The sequence below is a fragment of the Streptomyces sp. NPDC004658 genome (assembly GCF_040609555.1).
Taxonomy (GTDB): Bacteria; Actinomycetota; Actinomycetes; order Streptomycetales; family Streptomycetaceae; genus Streptomyces.
The window spans coordinates 1-5,359 of the sequence record NZ_JBEXKG010000285.1; the positions used below are offsets into that span (position 1 = coordinate 1).

At 67.7% G+C, this 5,359-nt stretch carries 3 protein-coding genes and 4 pseudogenes; 4 read left to right on the plus strand and 3 right to left on the minus strand.

Features of this window, described 5'->3' with window-relative positions; genetic code table 11:
- Window positions 1-105: 105 nt before the first annotated feature.
- Together ABZV94_RS39875 and ABZV94_RS39880 are read right to left on the minus strand one after the other, a co-directional pair.
- Window positions 106-261, minus strand: a pseudogene (locus ABZV94_RS39875) (transposase); the annotation flags it as partial.
- Between the two features lie 149 nt (window positions 262-410).
- Window positions 411-524, minus strand: a pseudogene (locus tag ABZV94_RS39880) (hypothetical protein); the annotation flags it as partial.
- 523 nt (window positions 525-1,047) lie between these two features.
- On the opposite strand from ABZV94_RS39880, the pseudogene ABZV94_RS39885 reads away from it, so the two are divergent.
- Together ABZV94_RS39885 and ABZV94_RS39890 are read left to right on the plus strand one after the other, a co-directional pair.
- Window positions 1,048-1,479, plus strand: a pseudogene (locus tag ABZV94_RS39885) (hypothetical protein); the annotation flags it as partial.
- A pseudogene (locus tag ABZV94_RS39890) lies at window positions 1,474-1,901 on the plus strand (transposase); the annotation flags it as partial. The pseudogenes ABZV94_RS39885 and ABZV94_RS39890, both read left to right, overlap by 6 nt.
- Here the strand turns inward: ABZV94_RS39890 and ABZV94_RS39895 are convergent.
- Window positions 1,875-2,783, minus strand: coding sequence for a phosphatase PAP2 family protein (locus tag ABZV94_RS39895; protein WP_356349714.1), 909 nt, complete (start codon window positions 2,781-2,783; stop codon window positions 1,875-1,877). The pseudogene ABZV94_RS39890 and the gene ABZV94_RS39895 sit on opposite strands and share 27 nt — an antisense overlap.
- 144 nt (window positions 2,784-2,927) lie before the next feature.
- On the opposite strand from ABZV94_RS39895, the gene ABZV94_RS39900 reads away from it, so the two are divergent.
- Both ABZV94_RS39900 and ABZV94_RS39905 read left to right on the plus strand, forming a co-directional pair.
- On the plus strand, window positions 2,928-4,559 hold the full coding sequence (locus tag ABZV94_RS39900; protein WP_356349716.1) for an ABC transporter substrate-binding protein: 1,632 nt from the start codon (window positions 2,928-2,930) through the stop codon (window positions 4,557-4,559).
- A gap of 6 nt (window positions 4,560-4,565) precedes the next feature.
- On the plus strand, window positions 4,566-5,359 hold a 794-nt coding region (locus ABZV94_RS39905), incomplete at its 3' end, for an ABC transporter permease (protein WP_356349718.1).

Genomic DNA, 5,359 nt, shown 5'->3' on the forward strand with positions numbered 1-5,359 from the left:
ATCAACGCCAACCCCCGACTGCCATGGTCATTCCTCGCCCACACCGGCCTGACCATCCGCCCACCACACCCACCGAACTTACGAAAAGATCAGTAAGACGTTGTTTCAGTTGGTGAGTCTGCGGTGGCTGATGAGCGCTGCGACGGTCCCGACGAAGGCCAGGAAGTGCTCGGCCTTTCGCTCGTAACGGCGGTGCAGCCTTCGGTATCCGGCCAGCCAGGAGACCGTTCTCTCGACGACCCAGCGGTGTCGGCCGAGCCGCGTCCAGCCCCTTCAGTGGTCCAGGAGCGCGGCGTAGAGGCCGTCGGTGTCCTCTTCGAGGATTCCGTTGACCCTGCTCGCGGGGGGGGGGGGATACAGATGCCCACCCGGTCCGCGCCTATCGCATCGGCCACCGCCTCGGTCACCTTCCCCGCGGACCACACCCGCCGCTCGACCGAGCTGCCGTAGCCGTCGGTGCGGCGGTTGGTGTTGTGCGTGAGGAACTGGAGCAGCAGCATCCCGTTGGCCGAGTGCACCTCCACGCCCCCGAAGCCCGCGTTGACGGCCCGGCGTGCGACGGCGGCGAAGTGACGATCGTGGCCCGGATGTCGTTCGTCATCATCGCGCGCGGGACGGCGGCCTGCCGGTGGCCCTGCGGAGTGAAGATCGTCTCCGGCAGCGGGACGGGGGAGAGGGCGAGGGGTGTGAGGCCGGTGGTCGACGGGTGGCTGACCCGGCCCCCGTGCTGCGCTGCAGGAACATCCGCCCGCACCGCATCGGTGACCTGCCGCCAGCCGGCGGCGTGCCGGTCGGTGTGGATCGCGGTGGTGTCCGGGTACCTCTGTCCGGCCGGGTTGGGCGTCGAACCCTCGGCGATGATCAGCCCCGGCAGAGGCCCGCTGAGCGTAGTGGGTGACCCAACCACCTCGTGACAACCCCGATGATCCGAAACCGTGCGGAGGCCGACGGTACCCCGACGGACCTGATGGGACGGCGAGCCGGGCGGGGGCGAGGTGTGAGGTTCAAGCTCTCTTCCGTTCCCCGTTCGACGGGCTGGCCCACCGCGAGGAGACCGCGATCGCGCAGGAAGTCGCCAAAGCGGCCCCGGCCAGCGCCAGCGTGGTGAAGGCGTTCAACACCGTCTTCCGTCATGTCCTGCAGAAGGGTCGGCCCGACGTCTTCCTGGCCGGCGATGATGCGCAGGCCAAGGCAAGCGCGTTGGTGTTCATCGAGAGCCTCGGGCTGCGCCCGCTGGACGTCGGCGGTCTGAAGATGGCGCACTGGCTGGAAGGAGCGGGCGTGGCCACGGTGGGCCTCGCCAACCACGGGGTGGGGAACTTGCACTTCGCCCTCAGCGTCACCGACTTCCTGCCTGAGCAAACGTTGATGCGCCCGAACCGCGCCCTCGCCCAGGGCCGAGCTCCCGTCGAACGCGGCACGGCGCGCCTGAAATCCCGGCAGATCTTCCGCAGGCCCCGCATCAGCCCCAACCGCATGCACGAGGCCGTGCTGCACCGGCTCGACGACGCCAGCCTCATCGACGTCACCCGCGTGGTCCTCGACACTGCCCACGTCCGCGCTAAAAGGGGGGGCGAGCGCACAGGTCCGAGCCCCGTGGACCGGGGCAAGCCGGGTTCCAAGATGCACGTCCTGTCGGACGCGAACGGACTGCCCCTCCTCGTCGGCGTCTCCGTCGGCAACACCCACGACCGACGGCTGAAGCCGATGGTGGAGGGTCACCGAACGAGACACGACCCTCACCGCGGCCGGTACTTCAAGCCCCAGCGCCTGCATGCGGACAAGGCACACGACCCGGCTGACCTGCACAGTGACTCAGAGGCAAGCGCATCGGCGTCCGTATCGCCCGCAAGGGCACCGAGTCCAGCGAGCGATTAGGGCGACGCCGCCGGGTCATCGAGGTCGATGCGGTGCAGCGAAGCGAGCAGCACCACCGTGACCGCTGCACTGGCACCCGCTGCCAGCGCGTGCCCGCCCGCGTAGGCCAGACGTGGCACCGCCGGATCCGCAGGTGACAAACGGACCACCGACTCCAGCAGGAGCAGACTGCCACCTCCCAAGCCGCCCAGTGTGACCAGGCACAGCGGGGCGAGGAACAAAGCGCTCAGGGGCGATGGGCGCTCGGTGGCCGGGCGCACCCTTCCGGTCCGCGCCAGCAGGCCCGCGAGCGCGCAGGCCACAGCCAGCACCAGCAGATCCGCCCCGATGGTGTCGCTGGGCCGGTGCCAGCCCGCCGCCACCGTGTAGGCGCCGACGGAGATTGCCCACAGAGCGCAGACGCCGACGGCAATGCCCCGCAACCGGTAGGGCACGACGAGAGCAAGCCCGAACAGCACACTCATGGCGATCGTAGTGTGACCGCTGGGGAAGCTGTTGCCCGACAGTCTTGCCGGGGCGTCGACGAGCTCGGGCCGGCTCAGCACATAGCGCTTGAGTACTTCGGCCAGCAGCAGGGGGATTCCCACCGTGCCGACGGCCACCGCCGTCAGGGCGGGACGGCGCCGAGCCAGTCCGATCAACATCAGCATCGCCACAGCGGCACCGAGTGAGGACACGGTGACGTGGTCCAGCATGTGGTTCGCATCACGGGCGGCTGCGAGCGTCTCGTCCTGCCGTCGTCCCGCCAGTACCGCGTTCTCCCAGCGCTGCCCGGTCACCGTTCGGACGGACAGGGTGTAGACGGCGGCCGTCAGCACCAGCGCGGTGGCGGCGGTGACCCACAGTCGCCTCCCCACCCGCGCGGGCAAAGACCTTGATCCGCCACCACGCTTCTCGTAGTTCACCAAAGAGGGCACCAAGCGATGTTACGTCGCTAACTGACTTATCTCCTTTTCACCTAAACATGTGATGCGCCGTGGGTGCCGTGATGTCTACCTTTCGAGCGTTCGTGCTCCCGCTTCGACAAACCCCATCCATAAGGAGACCTCATGCGAGCAGTAACCTACGCCGTATGGCCCGCATGTGCGGCAGCCGTGGCATTTGCGCTCACCGCGTGCTCCGGAGGCGGGGGCAGCGACAGCGGGGGCGGCGCCGGCGCCGTCCTCACTTCCTCGTGGGGTGACCCGCAGAACCCGCTGGAGCCGGCCAACACCAACGAGGTGCAGGGCGGCAAGGTCCTCGACATGGTCTTCCGGGGTCTGAAGCGGTACGACCCGAAGACCGGCAAGGCGGAGAACTGGCTCGCCCGGTCCATCGAGACCAAGGACGCGCGGAACTTCACCGTGAAGCTCAAGCCCGGCTGGACCTTCTCCAACGGCGAGAAGGTGACCGCCCGCTCCTTCGTCGACGCCTGGAACTACGGCGCGAGCCTGCGGAACAACCAGAAGAACGCCTACTTCTTCGGGTACATCGACGGCTACGACAAGGTCCACCCCGACAGCGGCAAGCAGACCGCGGACACGCTGTCCGGACTGAAGGTGGTGGACGACCACACCTTCACCGTCCGGCTGAGCCAGAAGTTCTCCGGATTCCCGGACACCCTCGGCTACGCGGCCTTCGACCCGCTGCCGCGCGTCTTCTTCACGGACCACGCGGCCTGGCTGAAGAAGCCGGTCGGCAACGGCCCGTACACCATCCAGTCGTACACCAAGGGCTCGCAGATGAGCCTGCGGAAGTGGAAGGGCTACCCCGGCCCGGACAAGGCGGAGAACGGCGGGGTCGACCTGAAGGTCTACACCGACAACAACACCGCCTACAACGATCTGCTGGCCGGCAACCTCGACCTGGTGGACGACGTGCCCGCCGCCCAGCTGAAGAACGTCGACAAGGACCTGGACGGCCGGTACCTGAACACCCCGGCCGGCATCATCCAGACGCTCGCGTTCCCCTTCTACGACAAGGCATGGAACACGCCGGGCGCGGTGAAGGTCCGCACCGGCCTGTCCATGGCGATCAACCGCGAGCAGATCACGGAGACGATCTTCAACAAGACCCGCACCCCGGCCACCGACTGGACCTCGCCCGTCCTCGGCGCGGCCGGCGGCTACAAGGCGGGCCTGTGCGGCACGGCCTGCGACTACGACCCCACCGAGGCGAAGAAGCTCGTCCAGGAGGGCGGCGGTATCCCCGGCGGTCAGCTGAAGATCACGTACAACGCGGACACCGGCTCGCACAAGGAGTGGGTGGACGCCGTGTGCAACTCCATCAACAACGTGCTGGGCAACGACAAGGCGTGCGTCGGCAACCCGGTGGGTACGTTCGCCGACTTCCGCAACCAGATCGGGCAGCACAAGATGACCGGGCCGTTCCGCGCGGGCTGGCAGATGGACTACCCGCTCATCCAGGACTTCCTCCAGCCGCTGTACTACACGAACGCCTCCTCCAACGACGGGCAGTGGTCGGACAAGAAGTTCGACAAGCTCGTGAACGAGGCGAACGCCGAGACCGACCAGGCGAAGTCCGTGAAGCTGTTCCAGCAGGCCGAGGGCGTCGTCCGGGACAACATGGCCGCCATCCCGCTGTGGTACCAGAACGGCAGCGCCGGCTGGTCCAGCCGGCTGTCCCACGTGGCGCTCAACCCGTTCAGCGTGCCCGTCTACAACGAGATCAAGGTCGGCTGAGCGGTCATGGGGCGCTATGTCGTCCGGCGGCTGCTCCAGATGGTCCCGGTCTTCGTCGGGTCCACCCTGCTGATCTTCCTGATGGTCAACGTGATGGGTGATCCGGTCGCGGGCCTGTGCGGGGAGCGGGCGTGCGACCCGGCGACGGCGGCCCAGCTGAAGCGGGAGTTCGGCCTGGACAAGCCGGTCTGGCAGCAGTACCTCACCTACATGGGGAACGTCTTCACCGGCAACTTCGGTACGGCGTTCAACGGGCAGAAGGTCACCGAGCTGATGGGCACGGCGTTCCCCGTCACCATCCGGCTGACCATCGTGGCGGTCCTGCTCGAGATCGTCATCGGCATCACGCTCGGCGTCGTCACCGGTCTGCGGCGAGGACGCCCCGTCGACACCGTCGTCCTGCTGATCACGCTCGTCGTCATCTCGATCCCCACCTTCGTCACCGGTCTGCTGCTCCAGCTGCTCCTCGGCGTGAAGTGGGCCTGGATCGAACCCTCGGTGTCACCGCAGGCGCCCTTCGGTGAGCTGATCGTCCCGGGTCTGGTCCTGGCCTCGGTGTCCCTGGCCTACGTCACGCGGCTGACGCGGACCTCGATCGCGGAGAACAAGCGCGCGGACTACGTCCGTACGGCCGTCGCCAAGGGCCTGCCCCGGCGGCGGGTCATCGTCCGGCATCTGCTGCGCAACTCGCTCATCCCCGTGGTCACGTTCATCGGCACGGACATCGGGGCGCTGATGGGCGGGGCGATCGTCACCGAGCGGATCTTCAACATCCACGGCGTCGGCTACCAGCTCTACCA

Excerpts from the sequence above, each read along its gene's own strand:
- ABZV94_RS39900 (WP_356349716.1), top strand. The coding sequence starts at position 2,928 with ATGCGAGCAGTAACCTACGCCGTATGGCCCGCATGTGCGGCAGCCGTG.